Raw genomic sequence first — 17,364 nt, 5'->3', positions numbered from 1 at the left:
TGGATGATAGTTTATTTCATAGCGTAAGCGAACTTTTAAACTATTGTCAGCAGTACTCTGCACATTCTACTACGATGAACAAAGAATCTATTATCTTGAAAAAGGTTGTTGCATGAAGTGATACATAGGAGTAGCAACCTTCAACAATTATGTGAAGCACAGTCAGATTTTTTCTGGTTGTGCTTTTTTCATTAAATCATAAAAGATCATAGAAAGTTGGTGAAATTTTGTCAAAAGCAATTGATCATAGAATTGAATTAGAAGAATTTTGGATTCAATTAGAACAAGATTTTTTTGGACGAATCGATAATGCTATCTATAAAAGTAAGATCGATAAAGAAGAGAAAGCAGATGAGATCCACCTTGCAAAGCTGGAAGTAGAAAGAATCATTGAACATCGTTTTAATAAATTGAAGGATAAGTTTTTGTATGAGACTTTGACATGCCAAGATGTTCGTCAATATTTCAATAAAGCCGAAAAATCCTATCGAAAGCCAATTAATGATTTTATAACTAAATGTTTAAACGATGGAGATATTTGGAATTAATTCATACGGAAAAAATATTACACAAGAAAGAAGGTCATTTATTTGGCAAATCGTATTCAAGAAATTGCCTTAACTGAAAAACAGTTAGGTAAGAAAATCAAAGCAGTATTCAATATGGAACGTGATATGTACGTGAACGGAAATCAGTTGAGAGGACGTATTTTTACAGCTTCAAGCGCTGAGCAACGTGATTTTGAGATCTATGTACCCAATTTAAGAAACTCACAATCATTTGTGGGAAGAAAAGAAATTCGTCTGATTGAACCTGTTGTACGTGTAAATGCCAAGCGAAATAATATTGGTAATAGTCGTTCACTGGATCTAGTTGTTTATGCGAAACGTTTAGAAGTAGTGCAGGGGGGATAATAAAAATGGGTTTAACATTTGAAAATAATACGATTCAGAATTTTGATGTTCAAGCAACTTTTGGAACGATGTATTTTCTTGAAGTGGATCAAATTTTTGAAAGAGATGAAGAAAATCGAGTAACTGATACAGTGCGTGAGCAACGTGTAACTGTTTATTCCGAAAAGTTAAACGATCAAATCGAAATTGCGATTACACCAGATTACAAAGTAGAAGGCATTGAATATGATGACAGAATCGAACTGACTGGTGAAGTGACTGCGTTAGCTTGGTTAAGCACGTATGAGGGCTATAACAATACGATCCAGTCGGAACAAGCCTTTAAAATTCGAGCTGCTGGCATTAAAAAGTTCGGTATTACTCGGACTGTTGCTCCAATCAAAGAGAAAAAAGAAAGCTAGTATAATACTACAGATTATAGAAAGCTTTCTTTAACTTATCATCTAAAAATTTGAAAAAGGATTTTATAATGCAGAATAATTTATTTACACATATACTGTTTTTGATAGGTTTATTGGATTAACGTATGAATGCTATTCGCAGGATGAATCAGGTGAAACATATGTAAAGGTCCTACTATTTTTATTAGCTATAGGAGTTATTTATAGCTATTTAAGAAATGTATTATAAAAGTAATATAAATATAGGGTTACAATTATTGCAATTGGTAATAAATATGAATACTTTATAATCAACCATTGAATCTTATATTTGTATAAATTATGGTGAATTCTAAAATAAGGTGTTCGATTTCTTAATCCAACTATTTTTCTAAATTTATTTAACTCAAAATAATAATCTCTAGAAAATTGTTGATATTTCCTATTAAACTCTTTTTTATCAAAGTAACTTGATTTAGAGATATCAATTGTTTCTTCCAACGATACTAATAATCTATCAGATATGTAAAAAAGTAAATTTTTATTTTTTAGTTGATCATACAATTCTATTAGATTGGAAGATATCAGTTCTTTATTATCATCAGTAATAGCTATAAATAAATGACACTCAATTTTCAAATAATATGGTTTGAAAATCTCATCGATTAAAATAGGAGCAAATTTTTTGATTTGCTTCTATAATTCTAATTTTATTTGTATTGTAGGCTACCCATATTAAATTTACAGCTAATAAAAAAACATTCATTAATTCAGTATTTATAGACATAACTCCTTATATAATTATTTGAGATAATTATATCAAAAATAAAATTTCAAAAGATAAACTTTTGGAAATAAGTGAGTTCACTCTTTAGCTATTACTAAAAATAGAAAATTGCCTGAATAGATACAATACCATATAATGAAACCAAAGATAGAATATGAAAGGAGTGCTATAAGATGGTATTAACGGTAAAAGAGATTGAGCAGCGTGTAAAACCTGTTGCTGAAAAATATGAAGTGCCAGTCGTTTATATTTTTGGATCATACGCAAGAAATGAAGCGACAAATGAAAGTGATATTGATTTCTTAGTGGGTACAGAAGGTATGCCAGAAGAATACCGTTGGTTAGTCTATAGTGACTTCTTTGAAGAGTTAAAAAAAGCAGTAGATCATGAGATCGATCTAGTAGAGATTGAAGCACTAGCAAATACAAATCCAACAACAATCCAAAAAAAATTTACAAAACAAGTAATGGAGGAGCGATTAAAAATATTTGAAAAATAAAATGAAAGCTGATTTGCGTATTTTATATGGGTCATTGACTTATTGTGATGACATCGATCAAACACTCAATCGTTTTGATAGAAACTACGAAGTTTTTATCAATGATCGAGTGTTTTTTCATGCAGTCAGTATGTCTTTGATGCAAGTGGGGGAAATGTCTAATAAGTTATCCGATACATTTAAAGAAGAAACGAATAAGGAAGTAGACTGGCGTCGGCTCAAATACATTCGCAATTTATTTGCACATGCTTATAGCAATGTAAATGAGCGGACAGTATGGGAATTTGCGACGGTGTTTATACCTGTCTATGCGACATTTTGCCGGTCAAAAATAAAACAACTGGAAAGAATGACATAAAAAAGCAGCCACAAAGGGCTGCAAGAGAAAGGAGAAATGAAAAAAAGTGTTTAGGAGTTTGTTTGGTATGTTGTAAGAATAATCAATCAAACTTAATTGAACCTTAAATGACAATAGAAAAATAGAAATAAGGTGAGTGATTGCTAAAACAAATAATTCATTATCGTGGGAAAAGAATTCGCTACTACAAAAGAAATCTGTTGGCACTTTACCAAGTGCTATTTTTTATGCCTTATTTAGGTGTTTTAAGCTACTTCATCGGTTATAGATGGATTTACCCTTTGATTGAACAAAAGGAGAATAACTGGCAAGTATACGTGTTACCTGTAGTGATTATCTTAGGTATATCTTTAGCAGGTATAGCCATTAATTTCTTTTTCATCCGCTTATCAATTGTTCGTTCAGGATACTTTTCTCGTGTCGAGCAGCAACAGCTTCTTGCTCGAATGATTCTTGATAATGGGTATTATACGAAAAAACAAGTGAAGACGTCTAATGGGAAAACCAAAGAGAAGATCAAGTTTCCAAAGGTTTATTATAAAGCAAAGAAAGGGAGCATTTTTATCTCGTTTGAGACTGCAGGAAATAAATTCCAGGATAAATTTGAAACAATTGGTGGCTTTTTAGAAACAACTTTTCATGCGGATAATATTGCGAAAGTCGATGAGAAAGGATTTGTTACTTACGAGTTAGTGACAGATGTCTATTCGCAGCGGATTTCAATCACAGAAATGCAAGCGGATAAAGGAAAAGTCCAATTGATGAAAAACTTATATTGGCATTTTGATAAAGATCCGCATTTATTGCTTGGCGGAGGTACCGGAGGCGGGAAAACATTTACACTTTTAGCTTTGATTTATGCACTTTGTCGAGTAGCGGATATTGAGATTTGTGATCCTAAGAATAGTGATCTGATGGCTCTAAACTGTATTCCAATGTTTGCAGGAAAAGTCCATACAGGTAAAATCGATATCATTAATTGCTTGAGAAATACCGTTGCATTAATGGAAGCTCGCTTTGAAATGATGAATCATAGTGAAGAGTTTAAAATGGGAAAGAATTATGCGTACTATGGCTTAAAACCAAAGTTTGTCATTATCGATGAATTTGCTGCTTTTCGAGCGGAAATCGGAACGGACTATAAGTCGGACGGTGAAGTGGACGAGTATCTGACTCAACTGATTTTAAAAGCTCGACAGTGTGGCATATTTTTTATTGTAGCAATGCAGCGACCAGATGGTGAGTTTATTAAAACAGCTTTACGTGATCAATTTATGTTCCGCATGTCTGTTGGAAGATTATCTGAAGCAGGTATATTGATGATTTTTGGGGATGAGAATAAAAATAAAAAGTTTAAGTTCGTAGAGAAAATTCTTGGGCAAAAAGTGTATGGTCGAGGATACGCAGCACAAGGTGGAAGTACTGCCCAAGAACTTTATTGTCCACAAGTACCAATGACGTTTGACTTTATATATGAGTTTATAAAGATAAATGATGAGTTAGGGTTTCAATCAATTGAAGCTGAAACCAAAGAAGAACTTTCTACGACGATCGCTAAACATGTAGACAAAGAAGCATTAGCGGAAATGGATGAAGAAGCGAAATCAAAGAATGCTTTATTAAATAAATTAACCGACAAGTATGTTGCGTAGAGAGGAGGAACCAATGTTTTCCTTTGAAGAAATATATAAGGAGCTAGGTGAAGTAGTCGCACTGAAAACATTAAAGAGTTGGGCAATCAAAATAGAGAAATTGACAGATAGAAAGTTTCAAAGAAGATACGCAAAAAATACAGCAAATCATACGTATAGTTATAAAGTTTTCTCCAGAGGAGATTTGCTTGATTTTAAGCAACTTATTTTATTAAGAAAAGAGCATGTTCTCTTGGATGAAGCGATTGAACTAGCTTTTGGTTCGGAGGAATGGAAGAAGTTCCAGGCAAATAAAAAGGAATTACTCGAGATGAAACAAGACTTGAAGTCTTTGCTTGAACTGAGCAAAGAGATTATTGCGGATAATTCCTATTTAAAACAAAAAATAGAGGCAATGGAAAAAAGGTAGCTATACGCCTGTTTATTTCAGGGATAGTTGCTGTAGTAAGTGTGGGCGGGTGAGCGCAGCGAACCCACACCCGCTCACACTTCTAGCAACTGTTATATCCCTGATCAAATAAAAAGGCGTGAGGTGGGCGAATGCCCACCTCAACGAATGAACCCCCCTTTTATAACATGGGGGTAGAATTTAACATACCGATATAAAAAGTGTCGTTTATCCCTTGGGGCACAAGAGGTACAGCGATTTGATTTTTGTCACATAAATGGGCGAAAGTTGTCACATTTATTGAAAGTAGTTGGTAATCGTTGCGAGGTATTGAGTTAAAGCGATTCCGTAAAGAATTAGGACTGAAACAGCAAGAACTAGCGGATAAGTTGCAGATCGAACGTAGTTTGATTTCTAAAATTGAGAATGGCAAACGTGCAATTTCCAAAGAATTGGCTGAAAAAGTGAGTGAAGTTCTTCACATTGATGGTGGTAAAGCCTCTGTGGAGGCAAAAATCGATTTTTTAAGAGTACGTTTTAAAACGATGGATGTCCAAACGATTATTCGTAAGTTACTCCACATGGATATGGATTGGTTCACCCATGAAGCTCGAGGGTTTTATCACTATACCGAAACATTTTCGTATGGATCGATTCGGCTGTTTCGGAATCCAGAAAATATAAATATGGGAATTATGCTTGATTTATCTGGTGAAGGTTGTCGACAATTGGAAGAAATTTTTGATGAGGATCATGATCGGACATGGACAGAGTTTTTTCGTTCCTTATACGATGATGATATTTTTGGCAAAGGCTTAGTTGTCGACACAAAAATCACCCGAATTGACATTGCACTAGATGAATTGATTGTTAAAGGGCAGTCGAATTTTGATTTATACAAGTTAAAAGAAAAGATGGAAGCTGGTTTGATTGGTACGACCTTCAAAAATTTCGATTTTAGTGGTGGTTATTCATTCGAGAAAGGTCAAAAAGTGAATAAAGGCTTGTCTCTTTATTTTGGAAGTCGTCAATCACCACTTTACTTTAACTTTTACCAAAAAGATTATGAATTAGCACGTAAAGAAGGTCTATCGATTGAGAAAGCGAGAGAGACCCATGAAATTAAGAACCGTTATGAAATCCGGCTTTCTGATGAGAAGGCTTTTTTGTTTGTGGAATACTTTTTATCGACTGGTGAGAGTTTAGATTGGTTAGTCAAAGAGATTATCAACGCTTCACTGGTTGTATATGAAATCGAAGATGGAATGCGCGTTTATTGTAAAGAATGGTACAACGTGATTGATAAACTAGAAGGTTTACGTTTATCTGTTCAAGGCGAAAAGCCTTCGATAGAAAAGACATTACGGTGGTTATCTAACTATTTAGCGCCTTCCCTAAAAATGATCAAGCTGATTGATTCACGCTTAGGCACAAATGAGTTGATGGAACGGATCGAGTTTGCAGAATTAAAAGAAAAGCATGAAGAATTGATTGAACAAGTCTGTGTCGGTGCGAAGGATTTGCTGCTTACAAGTGAAAGTAATCTTGGACTAAGAGATTATATAAAAAAAGAATTTCATTTAGAAAACGAATATGTGCAGTAGGAGGGAGAACAATGACCAGTAGAGAATTTATAGAAAATCATTTGATTAAAATGATCGTAAAAGAAACTGAAAAATTAATTAAGACGATCAACGACATTACAAAAATCAAAAAAATAATTGAGGATCTAGATGAAAATAAGAAATTAACTATTCCAGTGTTAACTTCTAAAGTGAATGATTGTGAAGGAGAAATTCATTTTAGAGAAACTGCCTATCGACGAATTGATAGTCTATATGAAATCCACAGAAGAAACTTAACGAATAAAGAATGGGCATTGTGGAATGAATACTTCGAAAAGAAAAAAGAATTCGCAGTTCAAGTCACCAAATTCCAAGAGTTTGCTTCAAAGTATCGTTTTTTTCTACCAAATAATGCTCAGGATATGCAAGAAAAAGTCCGAAAATTACTTGCTAAAAAAGGCTATTTAGTAGATGGGTATTTTGAAGGAAACTATGAGACCTGGATCGGTGTTTATGCTCGCCCAAAAGAGAAGCCGACTTATTTAGATCCCAATGATGGGGAAGCAGCAGATTTACAAAATCAGTATCGAGTCGATGGATTTAAGCAAGATTTTTCGGAATGGTTTGAGTGGGAAATAAAAAATAATGAATTAGTCAATGAAGTATAGGGGGATTTATATGGATCAACATGAAGAAAAATCTCTAAAGTTTGAATCTGTTATTATGAATTATTGGAATACTAAGATGCTCGAGACGAAATTTAAGTTTCTACTAGCATTAACCGAAAATGGTATCTCACAAAAAGATTTCGATTTTAGTTTGATTGAATCGGAATACTTTTATGATTTTAGAAATGAGATGGATTCTCTATGGGAGAAAAAGAAAAAACAAATATATAATAACTTACCTTTAGATGCTTCTGAAGGAAGAGTTAAATACGAGTGTCATGTAGTATTCTATAACATTATTCAACCAGAATATGTTGAATTTCGGAAAAAAATTCTCAAAGACTTTAATACAAAAAGTCCGTTGTAACAGAAAGTCTGTGTGAATATTATGTATTTGAAAGAGTTAGGAGAACCGATAAGGTTTGGTGAATATATCTATAGATACAATGAAATGATTCGACATGTTTTGAATGAATTATCATTCGTTGATGTAAACGATCCACAAGTAAAAATTTTGCTTAAAGCAGAATTAAGAAGAGCAGAGAATTCTTTTTATACCTTTTATGATCGAAACAGAAGAGAGCCGGATTATGCTTACTTACAAGAAATGGTAACGAATTTTGGTGTCAATCGAATCCAGTATTTTCAACCCGAAATGAATATACTTACCTTGGATAATTTTGTAAATGGACACATCGAAAGATTAAAACTAGATAAATTATTGACTGGTCTTGTGTTTGATTTGCAAGACCTTATTTTTGTTGAAAAATACGAGCGCCAACGTGCTGCAACATATTTTGAAGCGAATGACGTATATTTGCGTGGCTATGAACAGGAACGTATTTCAATCAATACGATGTCACAGCAGATTGGCTATAAAAAAATGAAGGAAGAGTTTTTAAATGATCCATTGATTGCTTCTTTTAGGAAAAAGTAAGGAGGGAATTGATGCCTTTTTCGGAATCACTGTCTGTCATATTGAAACGAGATTATGGATTTAATATCTTTACTGCTACACCAATCAAAAAAGAATACGAAGTGTATGAAGCTGTACAAAAACGACTAAAGCGAAAGGATCTTCCATTTCGTCCAATCGTAGATATTTGCTACGAAAGACGATTGACAAGGCACACCTATTTATTTGTAGAAGCAATCTGTGTCCGAAATACACATGATGTTGTGATCCGAAAACAGTACAGTTTTTATAAAGCTTCCTACTATTTTGGAGATACCCCTAAAAATGTAAAAGTATATTGTGCAAATGGCTCCTATAAAGATGTGTTAAAAGCCATAAAAAAATTCGATTTTTTAAGATAACAAGATCGATTTAAAACAATTGTAAAGAAAATAACAATATAAATATGGTAAGTTTTAGAAAACGTTAACAAAGGGAGGAAGTAATGAATAAAAAAGTGCAAATTGGTATTGTTAGTATGGCATTGATTACCTTATGTGGTATTGGGTTCTATTTTTTGAGTGAAACAAGCTATCAAAAACAAGTAGAAGTGGCAGCAAGTGAACTATCGTCAAATGAGAAGAAGTTGAAACAGATCCAAGTAGAATTATCCGCTATTTATACAGATGACTCCAAACAGTTTTTAAAAGAAGAAGTGAATCAGGAGAAAATCAATTCATTACTTGAGCAGCTTGAAGCTTATGAAAAGACAACTAAGGAAACGGACCAATTACTATTAGATTTAAGAAAAAGTGATCAAAATAAATATCAGTTAAATGTTAACAGTGTCTCATCAATTAAGAATCAACTGCAAGCAGTACAAAGAAAACTAAATGGGAAATATTCTGTCAATGGACTATTTCAAAAACCTTATCTAATCGGTGCTGAAAGTGACCAAGATGTAATAATTATTGATGATTTGTCTGAGGGACAATTGAAGGATATCAGAGATATTTATTACCAAAAGGAGGTAAAAGAAGAACAAAGTTTTGAGGACATACTGAATGAAGGACTTGATCTAGCGACTGAACAAGTCAATCAAATCAATAAAACAAATAAAATGATGGAAGAGTTATACAAAGATGGCAAAGCAACTGATCTAGCGGATCGTGAAAAATACGAGGCTTTTAAAAAAGAAGTCAAGTTGATTAAAAACGAGAAAGCGAAAGAGTCTTTTAATAATTCTTTAAAAGTGATTGAAGAGAACGTGAAGGAACGTGAAGCTTTAGCAGAACAGGAGAAGGCAGCTGCAGAGGAAGCCCAACGGCAACAAGAAACTTTAAAAGAACAAGAAGTTGCCCTAACTGAAACAGCTGAAAACCAAATACAATCAACTGAACCTGTACCAGCTCCAATCGAAGAAGTTCCAGCAGTAGAAACACCAAATATTCAACCAGTTACCCCAGTAACGCCCCCTACTAATTCAGGAAGTAGTGGATCAAGTAACTCAAACTCTACAGGCGGCAATAATACTGTGGGAAATGGTACAACAGGAAACGGCTCTGGAAATACTAATGGTGGGAATACAGGAAATACCACGACACCCGAACCGCCACAAGCACCGTATGCATTGAATCCTTACACTGGAAGTGGAACATTCTACGCGACTTATGAAGCAGCAAATAGCGCAGGAAGAGCAGCAATAGATATAAACGGATATCGTATTATTACAGAGTTTTGGTCGGATGGTACTGAGAAATATTATTTAGAGTTCTATTGATTGTTATCATGTAAATTAAGCGAACCAAGAGAGTGATTTCTCTTGGTTTTTTCTAATAGGAGATGAATTAAAATAAGCAGATACTGCCGAAGCCCTTCAATCATTGAAGGCTTTTTCTTTTGTAAAAAATATAAGGAGACCATACATGAAAAAATTTCAAATCAAATTAAGAATCTGGTTCATTATTGGTATGTTATTAAGCTCATTTTTAAGTCAAGGTTTATTAGCTGTTGCAACAACCATTGAAACTAACGATCAAACTATTCAGTTAGAAAATGAAGCAGTTAATGATCAAGAAGAAGTAAATGATTTTTTACAGAAAAACAAGTTAGTTCAAGGTCAAGATGGAAAACTTTATACAACTACCGCAGAAAATTATAGCGAGACTTCAATTAGTGAGATGCTTAATTTTGATAGTAAAATTCGAGCAGGAAATAGTATTGTCTACGTTGATCCTAGTACAAATGTAGCGAATATTGATATTCAATTATCCAATGGAAATAGAGAATACGGTTGGTACGGAAAGCGTGTCAATGGAGAAATTGCGATGTGTATCGAACAAGGAGTTGCTGTAAATGTTGGCTCAAATGGAGGATATACAGCTGTGTTCCAAAATACCGCTTTAATGGAAAGAATTTCATTGATTAAGTATTATGGTATCATTGTTTCCGGTCATACGTTATACAAAGAGATTATGACGCAGCTCTTAAGTTGGGAACAACAAGGAATAATGCCACTCAATATGTCTGGAGTACTATCGATGGCGGATTATCAGGCATTTAAGTCAGAAGTTATGGCTAACGTAGACAGGTTTTATACTAAGCCTACCTTTCAAGGACAAACAGTAACTTTAAAAGTTGGAGAGAGTAAAACGTTAACTGATACAACAGGAGCATTTAACAACTATGAAAGTACTCCTATTTCAACGCCACAAGGTTTATCGATTACTAGACAAGGTAATCAAGTAACTATTACAGCAACTAAAGAGGCACCTACTAGTAGTAAAATTGAATTTCAATACAGTATTGATGGTAGCTATAAAGGTGCGATTGTGGTATATGAAAATCCCTATACACAGAATGTTATGGTAGGAAGAGTGAATGATCCAGTTCGTACAAATTTTCAGATCAACGTCCAAAAAAACGGCAATGCAAGAGTCCGCAAAGTGGATCAAACCACTAAGCAACCACTTGCAGGTGCCGTTTTTCGTTTTACTACATCTGATGGACAAACAAAAGAACTGACAAGTGGTTCGGATGGCTATGCGACTTGGAATGATTTATTGGTAGATACAAAGGTGACGATCCAAGAAATCAAAGCGCCGGATGGCTATATTTTAAATTCTAATCCTCAAACACTGACAATCAAGGCAAACGAAACCACAACGATTTCGTTAGACAATCAGGAACAACTAGCAAATTTAACTGTGTTCAAAGAAGATGAGGAAACAGGGAATCAGCCACAAGGAGCTGCACAATTAACTGGGGCTGTTTATGAATTAACAAGTTCGGATGGAAAGCTAGCAGGTCGCTTGACAATGGAAGATGTAGATGGGATTGCCCAAGCAGAAATTAAAGGACTAAAACTTGGTACCTACTATTTACAAGAAGTAGAGCCACCTGTAGGCTACAATTTAGATCCAACGAAGTATACAGTTAATTTGACTTATGCAGGTCAAAATGAAACAGTAGCGATCCACCAGAAAACAGTGACTGATCGTGTCATTAAAGGTCATGTGGAAGGGTATAAATTTGGGTCGAGACCGTTGATCCCCAAAACATTTACGGAAATGCTTGAACGATTGACCAACCAATCAAGTGATGTGAAACCACCGCTAGAGGGTGTGGAGTTAACTGCTACTTCTCATACAACCGGACAGGAATATGTTCAAGTGACTAGTGAGAAGGGGTACTTTAAGTTTGAGAATTTGCCTTATGATACCTATACAATAGCGGAAACACAGGGTGTTGATGGCTATTTATTAATTGAACCTTTTGACGTCACAATCAAGGAAGAGGGCTACACTCATTTCTTCTTGTTGGAGGATCGAATCATTGAGTCACGTTTGCATATTGTCAAAGTAGATGAAGAAACTGGAGAAAATATTCCATATGTTGGCGCACAGTTCAAAATTTTTGATACATGGGCAAACGACGGTGAAGGGGCGTTTATTTCAATGGTTCGCCCAAATGATACAGAACAGACAGAAATTTTTGAAACGAATGAAAAAGGAGAAATCGTTACAACGGAAAGTCTTCCTTGGGGTGTTGACCGATATGAACTTCATGAAATGAAAGCGCCTGAAGGGTATGTGCCCTTAGAAGAGCCCTTAGTATTTAGCGTGACAGAAGAGGATGTAAATGCTCTGATTCGCTTAGAAGTACCCAATCGACTAGCTCGACAAACAGTAGAATTGATCAAGCGTGATCGTCTAAATGAGCAACCGTTAGAAAATGTGGCATTTGAATTATACCAAATCGAAAAGGGCGAGGAAAACGAAGAGACAGCAACCTTGATTGATGAGTTTTTGACGGATCAAGAAGGAAAAATCCAAGTGAAAAACTTGCCTTACGGTTCGTATAAATTTATCGAAACAGTACCATTGGATGGCTATTTACCATTAGAAGAATCACTCGAATTTTCAGTAACGGTTGAAAAAGATGGTGAATTGATTGTACTGGAAGCCTATAACGAAAGGGAAAAATTAGAACTGACAAGTTTATTTACTGATACCAACGGACAGAAAGAGCTAGATCCAACTTTAGATAATCAGCTAAAAGATACCGTATGGATGAAAGGGGCAGCGATTGAACTTGGTCATACGTATACAGTGGTTACGCAATACAAGCAGACGAAAACAGGAAAAGTAGTAAGTGAAGCAATCTCTTCTTATACTGCTAAAAGTAAAGAGGATCAATTTGAAACTCATTTGGATTTAAAGGCAAATACGTTGAAAGACGGTGATCAATTGACTGCTACTCATGTGATCTATTATGAAGAAACGCTGGAAAATGAAGTAGCTCGTGAAGATGACTTAACGAATAAAGAACAAACAGTGAGTTTTAAAACCCCAGAACAACCAGAAGAGAGGACAGAGGAGAAAACAAAAGAGATAAAAGAAGAGTTACCTAAGACAGGAAGCAAACAAACGATGGTTAGTTTGTTATTAGGAATAATTTTACTTTCTTTTGTTGGAGTCAATTGGCTGTTACGGTTAAGTAGACGTCAGTCTAAATAAATGATGGATAAATATGAATAAGGTTTCGACCTAGTTAGAGTCCTTGAACTTTGGATAATAACTAGGTCTTTTTTATGCAAAAAAATAAAAATAAGGAGGAAACATGGACTTAAAGAAGATCAGGAAAAAGGAGAAAAAAGAACCCCAACCTAAAGTGAAACACTTGTCTCAAAAGAAAGCGAATCGAGTGGTGTTTGCTATCGTTTTTCTTTTGTGTCTTGCTGCAATCGTAGGTGTCATACGTTCCAATGTCGTTGCGATGAATTTTGATCAATTAGCGAGTAAAGTTGAACAAATCAATCAGGATAATCAAAAGACAACTGAAATAAAAGAAAGCTACGATCCAGCAGCTTTGGCATTTTACGCCACAAGTTTTGCAAAAGAATATCTTAATATGGATGGAAAGGCAGAGGAAGGGAAACAAAAAGAATGACTTGATCGTTTGGCAAATTATTTATCGTTTGATGTGGCATTGATCGATGAGAAAGGAAATGAACAGTTAGAGTTTTCACGTCATTTCAAACAAGCAACAGTGACAAGAACAGTTGAAGAAACAGAGTGCTTACTTGTTTATTTAAACGTTGTATACGAAGTGAAAAGCACGGAAGAAACAGAGACACGAACGCAAGAAATGGTGTTACCCATTCAAGCCAAGGATCAACTCTTTGCTATTGTTAGTCGTCCTTATTTTCTGACTAGTCGTCTACCACAAGGCAAGACCGATCAATTAGAGAAAACGAAAGAAACGATCGAATTAAGTGGAAATGAAAAAGAAGAGGTAGAAACATTCTTAGAAATGTTTTTTGAAAAGTATGCTTCCGCTGATAAGCAGGAATTAATGCTACTGATGAAAGAAGCAATTGAATCACCGGAAGGCGTAGAACTTGTGGCTGCTGATACAAGTGAAGTCACTTATTTTGATACACAACAACAAGACGTTTTAGGTGTGCAGCTGTCAGTGACTTTTGCCGATTCATTAACAAATGCAGCCTATACGGAAAACTTTTCACTGTGGCTAACACGGACAGAGAATTCTTATTTTGTGAATACACTGAAACATTATTTTACGGAAAAGGAAGGGAATTAATTTATGAACGTCAGTAATTTGGATAATTTTTTAAAGAATGGTTTTCTGACCATTTTAGCATTTGGTGTCATTATATTGATCTTGAAGCATTGGAAAGGGGCGGAGTGGTTAAAAATTGGCTCTGTGATCTTGATTGCCTTGATTCTAAGTGACTTTGCGAACAATCAAGGAAGAAACACGTTCAATCTGTTGAAGTGGATTCTCAGCTTATTTGGAATCAGTATGTGAGGTCGAAAGATGAAGCATTATGATTATTCAAGAGGATTAAAAGCACCTTATTCATTGCAAGTCATCAAATCACCGAAAGGGAAAGTGGTATGGGTGTTTGCCCAACCGTTAAATATGTCTTATGTGTTGATGTTGATCGTATTGCTTATGATTGGAATGGTTTTATGGTCAAGATTTACGCTACCGACTATTTTTGGCATCGATCTAAACTTACTACTTGTTTTGTATTTTCCTCATAAAATCGCTCGCTGGTACTCCGAAACAGAACCAGACGGTAAATCGGCGAATCACTTTTTAAAAGATTTTTTTAGCTATACCAAAGACTATATCTTAGATAAGCGTCCGATTGTTGCTTTTGAGCGAATCAATGAATTGGAAGAATTCTCATTTAAACGATAGGAAGGAGTTTGACATGCAATTAGAATACCCATTATTGGAACAACGTAGTAAAAATATGGTGCTGACACAAGAAAAAGCTGTGATCGCTTATTATCGCATTCGTTCGGAAACGGTGATGTTGACAGATTTTGAAAAGAAACAAAAAACAAAGAAAAAAGTAGCTCGTGCGTTGAAGCGGTTAAAAGGAAGTGAAGGTTTCGAAATCAACTTATTGCCAGTAAATGCAGATATTCGAGGAAAGATGGGGGCGATGCGTACCTTGATTGATCCAGAAAATTATGCTATTGGCGTAGAGAAATTGAAAAAAACAGCGATGATACTGGAAGAGGAAATGGGAATGGTCTATGAATACGCATGGATACTCGGCGTTCCCCTAATAAAAAAAGATATCGCTATTGATATAAAAGAAAACGTGTCAAGAGCAATCAACCATGTGACAGAAACAGTCATAACAAGTTTAGGATTTTCCATTGATGTGGAAGAAAACTGGGAAAAGGATTACTACGAACAAGAGCAGGAAGTGTATCAAAATCTTTCAGAATTATTGGTAGAACGTTTAACAGAAGATGAGCTGTATTATTATCAAGCCTATCAGTTTTTAAAGAATATTCCTCATGATAAAGAAGAGATATTAGCTAGTCAAAAGCTGGACAATTTAATGTCCACAAAAATTCAACCGCAATTTTTAGGAGGATTGCGGTTTGCTTGTGAGCAGGGAGAAAGTCATGTTTCTTATCTTCCAGTTGGAGATCTCGGTGTCTTTTTAGATGGTAATCATTTGCTCGAAATCGTTCAAAAAATGCCTTTCCCAGTAGAAGTGAAGGTTCAAGTATCATTTGCAGAAAGTAAAGGACAATTAGCACTTTCCGGTCGTTCAGCTCGTGCAAGAACACGTACAAAAAATATTATGCAAGAGGCACACTTAGCAGGATCTAAGCAAAAGCGAAAAATTGTAGAAGGTCAGCTATCTTTAGATGACTTGGATCAGAAAATTGATGATGGCATAGATATTATCGATTGGCGAGCTATCTTGATCGTTTGCGGTCGTTCAAAAAAACAAATGCAGGCAAGAAAGAAGTATTTGATCAATCGTTTTGATGGGTTGGGCATTCCTCTACTAAAAGCGACGTTCGACAATCCTTATTTATTTCAATCTACTTTATTTGGCAATTTTATGCGGATGAAAGAGAAGAAGTGGCAACATACCAGTACAATCGAATCATTTGCAGAATTGAACTTCTTTACTTCCTTAAAAGCTGGAACGAAACTTGGTTATTATTTTGGTCGTGTTGATACAACCTTAGAGGAGAAAGAAGACCGCAAAGCTATTTTGTTAAATTCCAAGAATTTGATTTACATGAATATGTTCTTAGCAAATAAACAGGATGTAATCGGAAAGAAAACCAATAATCCACATTGGGCATTAACCGGTGATACAGGGAGTGGAAAATCAGTCACAGCGAAAAAATTATTTATGGAATGCGCCACACTCAAAGATCGAGTGTTGTATATTGATCCGAAAAAAGAAATGCGGCGACAGTTTATGCGCACGATTAATGATCCGACCTATCAAAAAAATTACCCACTCGATACTAAATTTATCCGTACCTTCAATTTTGTGACATTAGATGTTCGTGAAGAAAAGAATCGTGGGGTTCTCGATCCGATTGTTTTATTTGATGAAACAGAAGCAATTGCAACTGCTAAAGCGATGCTGACAAACATTTATGAAGGCACATGGAACTTAAAACAAAAGACGGAAATCAATGAAACGATCGCAGCAGTCGTCAAAGAACGGAAATCTGGACAGAAAGTAGGTTTTTGGCAAGTGATTGAGCGTTTAGCAGAAAGTCCCATACCGGATGTACAGGATATGGGTCGTTTTTTGATTTCTACAGTTCGAAATTCCATTTTAGAATTGGCTTTTTCACATGGTGAAGTGCCAGGATTGTCTTTTGACAAAAAGGTAACGATTCTAGAAATTGAAGATTTAGATTTACCGACTGATAAGAATGAACAGATGGATGAAAATAAACGATTATCGGTCACGTTAATGTTTGCTCTAGGTACTTTTTGTTCAAAATTTGGTTCACGCAATCCCAAAGAAGAAACGGTCACTTTTTTTGATGAAAGTTGGATTTTTCAGTCGTCTCCAGAAGGAAAAGCTATTTTGAAATCGATGAAACGAATTGGTCGATCGTTCAACAACTTTTTAGTACTGATCACACAATCCGTAAATGATCTGGATGATAAAGACGATGGGACTGGTTTTGGTTCGGTCATCTGTTTTGATGAAGAACTAAATCGTCAAGGTATACTCAACTATTTGAATCTACCAAATAATGAACAAAACATGAAGTGGGTCTCGAATATGGTCCAAGGGCAATGTTTATTGAAAGATATGTTTGGGCAAATCAATCGAGTCGTGGTCCATGTGATTTTTGAAGAATGGTTGGAATTATTCAAAACAGTGGATGATACCGATGCTTCTGTCATGGAAAATCGTTTTGCGGTGTAAAGGAGAG

General features: G+C 35.1%; 19 protein-coding genes. All 19 read left to right on the top strand.

Features of this window, described 5'->3' with window-relative positions:
• Positions 1-227: 227 nt before the first annotated feature.
• The 19 genes from IGJ39_RS14030 to IGJ39_RS13940 all read left to right on the top strand — a co-directional run bounded on the left by IGJ39_RS14030 (position 228) and on the right by IGJ39_RS13940 (position 17,357).
• Positions 228-548, top strand: a complete 321-nt coding sequence (locus IGJ39_RS14030) for a hypothetical protein (RefSeq protein ID WP_438765112.1) — start codon at positions 228-230, stop codon at positions 546-548.
• Between the two features lie 42 nt (positions 549-590).
• A complete protein-coding gene (locus IGJ39_RS14025; RefSeq protein WP_178946431.1) occupies positions 591-914 on the top strand; it encodes a hypothetical protein in 324 nt (107 codons plus the stop codon).
• A gap of 5 nt (positions 915-919) precedes the next feature.
• Positions 920-1,315: a DUF961 family protein gene (locus IGJ39_RS14020; protein WP_438765110.1), complete on the top strand. Its 396-nt coding sequence runs from the start codon at positions 920-922 to the stop codon at positions 1,313-1,315.
• Positions 1,316-2,254: 939 nt separating this feature from the next.
• Entirely contained in the window at positions 2,255-2,581 is a 327-nt protein-coding gene (locus IGJ39_RS14015) for a nucleotidyltransferase family protein (protein ID WP_438765108.1), read from the top strand.
• 1 nt (position 2,582) lies between these two features.
• Positions 2,583-2,939 carry a HepT-like ribonuclease domain-containing protein gene (locus IGJ39_RS14010; RefSeq protein WP_438765106.1) on the top strand — a complete coding sequence of 119 codons (357 nt, stop codon included), beginning with the start codon at positions 2,583-2,585 and terminating at the stop codon, positions 2,937-2,939.
• A 140-nt stretch (positions 2,940-3,079) separates the two neighbouring features.
• Complete coding sequence (locus IGJ39_RS14005; RefSeq protein WP_438765104.1) at positions 3,080-4,591, top strand: FtsK/SpoIIIE domain-containing protein; 1,512 nt, start codon at positions 3,080-3,082, stop codon at positions 4,589-4,591.
• A gap of 13 nt (positions 4,592-4,604) precedes the next feature.
• Complete coding sequence (locus IGJ39_RS14000; RefSeq protein WP_438765102.1) at positions 4,605-5,000, top strand: hypothetical protein; 396 nt, start codon at positions 4,605-4,607, stop codon at positions 4,998-5,000.
• A 299-nt stretch (positions 5,001-5,299) separates the two neighbouring features.
• Positions 5,300-6,583, top strand: coding sequence for a replication initiation factor domain-containing protein (locus tag IGJ39_RS13995; RefSeq protein WP_438765100.1), 1,284 nt, complete (start codon positions 5,300-5,302; stop codon positions 6,581-6,583).
• An 11-nt stretch (positions 6,584-6,594) separates the two neighbouring features.
• Positions 6,595-7,212 (top strand): hypothetical protein, encoded by a 618-nt coding sequence (locus IGJ39_RS13990; RefSeq protein ID WP_438765098.1) that lies wholly within the window; start codon positions 6,595-6,597, stop codon positions 7,210-7,212.
• Between the two features lie 10 nt (positions 7,213-7,222).
• Entirely contained in the window at positions 7,223-7,579 is a 357-nt protein-coding gene (locus IGJ39_RS13985) for a hypothetical protein (RefSeq protein WP_430607451.1), read from the top strand.
• Positions 7,580-7,663: 84 nt separating this feature from the next.
• Positions 7,664-8,149: a hypothetical protein gene (locus IGJ39_RS13980; protein ID WP_438765096.1), complete on the top strand. Its 486-nt coding sequence runs from the start codon at positions 7,664-7,666 to the stop codon at positions 8,147-8,149.
• 11 nt (positions 8,150-8,160) lie between these two features.
• Positions 8,161-8,529, top strand: coding sequence for a hypothetical protein (locus IGJ39_RS13975; protein ID WP_438765094.1), 369 nt, complete (start codon positions 8,161-8,163; stop codon positions 8,527-8,529).
• An 83-nt stretch (positions 8,530-8,612) separates the two neighbouring features.
• Entirely contained in the window at positions 8,613-9,887 is a 1,275-nt protein-coding gene (locus IGJ39_RS13970) for a hypothetical protein (RefSeq protein WP_438765092.1), read from the top strand.
• Between the two features lie 145 nt (positions 9,888-10,032).
• The gene (locus IGJ39_RS13965) at positions 10,033-13,125 is read left to right on the top strand and encodes a SpaA isopeptide-forming pilin-related protein (RefSeq protein WP_438765090.1); all 3,093 of its coding nucleotides are present in this window, start codon (positions 10,033-10,035) and stop codon (positions 13,123-13,125) included.
• Positions 13,126-13,228: 103 nt separating this feature from the next.
• Positions 13,229-13,558 carry a hypothetical protein gene (locus tag IGJ39_RS13960; RefSeq protein ID WP_438765088.1) on the top strand — a complete coding sequence of 110 codons (330 nt, stop codon included), beginning with the start codon at positions 13,229-13,231 and terminating at the stop codon, positions 13,556-13,558.
• 9 nt (positions 13,559-13,567) lie between these two features.
• Positions 13,568-14,212, top strand: coding sequence for a conjugal transfer protein (locus IGJ39_RS13955; protein WP_438765086.1), 645 nt, complete (start codon positions 13,568-13,570; stop codon positions 14,210-14,212).
• 3 nt (positions 14,213-14,215) lie between these two features.
• Entirely contained in the window at positions 14,216-14,440 is a 225-nt protein-coding gene (locus tag IGJ39_RS13950) for a hypothetical protein (RefSeq protein ID WP_066026190.1), read from the top strand.
• Between the two features lie 9 nt (positions 14,441-14,449).
• Positions 14,450-14,839 carry a conjugal transfer protein gene (locus IGJ39_RS13945; RefSeq protein ID WP_438765084.1) on the top strand — a complete coding sequence of 130 codons (390 nt, stop codon included), beginning with the start codon at positions 14,450-14,452 and terminating at the stop codon, positions 14,837-14,839.
• A 13-nt stretch (positions 14,840-14,852) separates the two neighbouring features.
• The gene (locus tag IGJ39_RS13940; protein ID WP_438765082.1) at positions 14,853-17,357 is read left to right on the top strand and encodes an ATP-binding protein; all 2,505 of its coding nucleotides are present in this window, start codon (positions 14,853-14,855) and stop codon (positions 17,355-17,357) included.
• Positions 17,358-17,364: the final 7 nt, after the last annotated feature.

The organism is Enterococcus sp. AZ140 (assembly GCF_051714405.1).
Taxonomy (GTDB): domain Bacteria; phylum Bacillota; class Bacilli; order Lactobacillales; family Enterococcaceae; genus Enterococcus_B; species Enterococcus_B pernyi.
This window is presented reverse-complemented; position numbering and strand designations above follow the sequence as displayed.